At 71.2% G+C, this 4,094-nt stretch carries 2 protein-coding genes; one reads left to right on the top strand and one right to left on the bottom strand.

Going from position 1 to position 4,094, the window contains the following annotated elements:
* Positions 1-42 precede the first annotated feature (42 nt).
* A complete protein-coding gene (locus HMPREF3159_RS08410) occupies positions 43-981 on the bottom strand; it encodes a trypsin-like serine peptidase (protein WP_070500622.1) in 939 nt (312 codons plus the stop codon).
* A gap of 482 nt (positions 982-1,463) precedes the next feature.
* Between HMPREF3159_RS08410 and HMPREF3159_RS08405 the strand changes: the two genes are divergently transcribed.
* A complete protein-coding gene (locus tag HMPREF3159_RS08405; protein ID WP_070500621.1) occupies positions 1,464-4,019 on the top strand; it encodes a DEAD/DEAH box helicase in 2,556 nt (851 codons plus the stop codon).
* Positions 4,020-4,094 lie beyond the last annotated feature (75 nt).

Below are 4,094 nucleotides of genomic sequence, written 5' to 3'. Positions count from 1 at the left end.
ACCCTCGCGGGGTGCCGGCCCTTCTCCGGGGTGGGGCTGCGCTCAGGCGGCCGCCTCGTCGTAGGCGGCCTGCGCCTCGGCGCCGAAGTACGGGCCGTACATCACGTTCGGCTGGCCGTTGTAGCCGAAGCTGTTCACGGAGTTCTGCGCCCCGTCGCCGAGGAACCAGGGACCGCCGGAGGAGCCGCCGGTCATGTCGCAGGAGATGCCCTGGGAGAGGGTGCCGCCGATGGTGTCGACGCTCGCGGTGCCGGAGCAGCTCTCGAGGGACTCGCCGTCGAAGGGCGAGGCGGCCGGGTAGCCGTAGGCGTCGTAGTCGGCGCCGCGCTCGCGGTTGAACGCGATCGAGGTGGAGCCGACGGCGTCCTCGAGGGTGCCGCTGCCGCTCTCGGGCCTCACGGTCGCGAAGGCGACGTCGTAGCTGATGTCCTCGCTGGAGACCCACTCGTCGGTGGAGACGAGATCGGTCGCGGCCCAGGTGCCGTAGGGGGCGTCGCCGTGGTCGTAGCCGGGCACGAAGACCCAGTTGGTGGCCCAGGTGCCGGCGTCGTTGACGCAGTGGCCGGCGGTCGCGACGGTGGAGCCGTTCGAGGAGGCGACGGCGTTGCCGGAGCAGACGTAGTCCTGGCCGCCCTGGGTGAAGAAGACCTTGCCGACGGTGTCCTTCGACTCGGCGGCCTTCTTGTTCTTGCCGGGCGCCTCGGCGCTGCGGCCCTGGACGGTGGTGGGCTCGCCCTTCTCGACGTCCGCGTGCGACGGGGCGTCCTCGGGCGAGAGGTCGTCGGCGGGGATCGCGGCCTCCATGCGCTCGGAGGTCCAGTAGCCGTGCGCGTCGGTCTGCTCGGTGCCGGAGAGCTCGGTGCGCTCGACGTCGGAGCCGTCCGCGGTGGCGGCGCCGGCGCCGCCGACGGCGAGGCCCGCGACGAGGGCGGCACCGCCCAGGAGTCGGGTGCAGCGGCTACGGAGGGTGGAGTGCGTCACGGGAGTGCCTTTCGACAGCGGGACAACGGGGGTGGGATGACGACCCTGCGGGGCCGTGACGGCACGCTACGCGACGTGAGCGAGGTCACTCCGTCCGAGAGTTCCCGGTCGTCCGCTTCTGTCCGGTTCGACCTCCGAGGCGCTTACTACCCACCCGTAGCTTCCTGGGCACTGGAAGCCCCCCGAGGCTCGTCGCCGTCCTCGCAGGCCGCGGCGGATTCAGGGGCACCGGCCGACGGGGCGTCAGGATCACCCTCCCCCGCATTGTCACGATCAGGTAACGATCGCTGGAGCGGAGTGGGTCGAGCGGCGGCGCGGGCGTCCTCGTCCCAGTGCTCCCGCGCCCCCTCGCCGCGCTTCTCGGCATCGGTGAGGGAGGGGTCCTCGGAGCGTCGTGCAGGCATCGTCGTCCTTCCGTCGGCGGGGCGGGCGCGTCGAGCGTAGCGCCGTCAGCCTGCGGAGCGCCCTGGCAGACTGGGCCCATGCCGAGCCTGACACCCTTCCTCCCCCCGCACACCGTCGAGAACGCTCAGGACGCCATCGTCGACGGGTTCGTCTCGGCGCAGGAATCGGTCGGTCGCACCCTCTACCCCCACCAGGAGGAGGCGCTGCTCGCGATCGCGGCGGGGGACCACGTGATCGCCGCGACCCCCACCGGCTCGGGCAAGACCACGATCGCCTACGCCGCGATCTTCGCCGCGATGGCTCGCGGGGAGCGCTCGTACTACACCGCCCCCATCAAGGCGCTGGTGAGCGAGAAGTTCTTCGACCTCGTCGCACAGTTCGGCGCCGAGAACGTGGGCATGATGACCGGCGACTCCGCGGTCAACCACGATGCGCCGATCATCGTGTGCACCGCCGAGATCTTCGCCAACCACGCGCTTCGCGACGGTCCCGGCTCAGAGGTGGGGCTCGCGGTGATGGACGAGTTCCACTTCTACGGCGACTCGCAGCGCGGCTGGGCCTGGCAGGTGCCGCTCGTGGAGCTGCCCCGCTGCCAGTTCGTGCTGATGAGCGCGACCCTCGGGGACGTCTCCTTCTTCGTGGAGGACCTCGAGGAGCGCACCGAGCGCGCCGTGACGGTGGTGGCCGATGCGCCGCGGCCCGTGCCGCTGGACTTCCGCTGGTCGCTCACACCGCTGCCGGACACGATCACGACGATCCTCGAGGACCGCGACGCCCCGGTGTACATCGTCCACTTCACCCAGAAGGAGGCCCTCGAGCAGGCGCAGGCGCTGCAGGGCGGGAAGATCCTCAGCGCCGAGGAGAAGGAGCGGATCCGCGAGCTGATCGGCGACTTCCGCTTCTCCAAGGGCTTCGGGCAGATCCTCTCCCGCCTGGTGCGCGAGGGCATCGGCGTGCACCACGCCGGCATGCTCCCGAAGTACCGGCGCCTGGTGGAGAAGCTCGCCCAGTCCGGCCTGCTGAAGATCATCTGCGGCACCGACACCCTCGGCGTAGGCATCAACGTGCCGATCCGCACCGTGCTGCTGACGGGGCTGGCGAAGTTCGACGGCAGGCGGATGCGCCTGCTGAACGCCCGCGAGTTCCACCAGATCGCCGGGCGGGCGGGACGCGCCGGCTACGACACCGTCGGTCACGTCGTGGTGCAGGCGCCGACGTGGACCATCGAGTTCGAGCGCGAGCGCGCCAAGCAGCGCGCCCGGGAGGAGGCCGGCAAGGCCCCCAACAGCGCGAAGAAGCGCAAGAAGGAGCCGAAGCCCCGCATCCCCGAGGGTGCGGTGAGCTGGTCCGAGGAGAACCTCACCAAGCTCGTCGAGAACCCGCCCGAGGCGCTGCGCCCGCACCTGCGGATCACCGCCTCGATGGTGCTCGCGCTGATCGCGCGGCCGGGCGATGCGGTCGCCGCCGGGCGCCACCTGATCATGACCAGCCATCAGACCCGCGCCCAGAAGCTGAAGCTGGTGCGCGAGGCGGTGGAGATCTTCCGCGGCCTGCGGGACGCGGAGATCATCGAGGTCCTCGAGGAGGTGGACCATCTGGGGCGTCGCTTCTCCCTGGTCGAGGACCTCCAGCTCGACTTCACGATGAACCAGCCGCTGGCCCCCTTCGCGATCGCGATGATCGACTCGCTGGACGAGGACTCCGAGACCCTCACCCTGGACACCGTCTCGATCCTCGAGGCGATCCTCGAGGACCCGCGCCAGATCCTGCTCGCCCAGCAGAACGCCGCCCGGGGCGAGCTGCTCGCCGAGCTCAAGGCCGACGGGGTCGAGTACACCGAGCGGATGGCCCGCCTGGACGAGGTGACCTGGCCGAAGCCGCTCGAGGAGGACCTCGAGGCCGCGCTCGAGATCTACGCCCGCAGCCGGCCCTGGGTGCGGGCCGAGGACCTCTCCCCCAAGTCCGTGGTGCGCGAGATCCACGAGACCGGGCAGACCTTCAGCGAGTTCGTCCAGCGCTACGGCCTGCAGCGCTCCGAGGGGATCGTGCTGCGCTATCTCTCCGACGCCTACCAGGCGATGCGGCGCACGGTCCCCCAGGACCTGCGCACCGAGGAGCTCGAGGACATGATCGAGTGGCTCGGGGTGCTGGTGCGCGGGATCGACTCCTCGCTGCTGGACGAGTGGGAGGCGCTGACCCATCCGGAGGATCTCCAGGACGGGGTCTCGGAGATCCGGCCGACGAGCCCCCGCGGCCTCTCCGCCCAGACGAAGGTGCTGCGCACGATGGTGCGGGCCGCCATGTGGCAGCGCGTGGAGCACTTCGCCTTCGAGCGCGAGGAGCGGCTCGCCGAGCTCGACGGCGCCTCCGGCTGGGACCGGAAGCGCTGGGCGGAGGCGATGGACGCCTACTACGACACCTATGACGAGGTCGGCATCGACGGCCCCGCCCGCTCCCCGCAGCTGCTGCAGATCACCGAGGAGTCCCGGCTGTGGCGGATCCGGCAGGTGCTCGACGACCCGGAGGGGAACCACGACTGGGCGATCGAGGCGGAGCTCGACCTGGAGGCGACCGACGAGGCCGGCGAGCCGGTGCTCACGATCACCCACGTCGGCGACATCGCGGACCGCTGAGGGCCCCGCCCGGGCGCGCCGCCCGAGGACGACGACGAGGAACGACGACGGCCGATGCCCCGTGCGGGGCATCGG

Source organism: Brachybacterium sp. HMSC06H03, assembly GCF_001807385.1.
Taxonomy (GTDB): Bacteria; Actinomycetota; Actinomycetes; order Actinomycetales; family Dermabacteraceae; genus Brachybacterium; species Brachybacterium conglomeratum.
The sequence above is the reverse complement of the archived record's forward strand: the minus strand, read 5'-3'. Positions and strand labels throughout refer to the sequence as shown.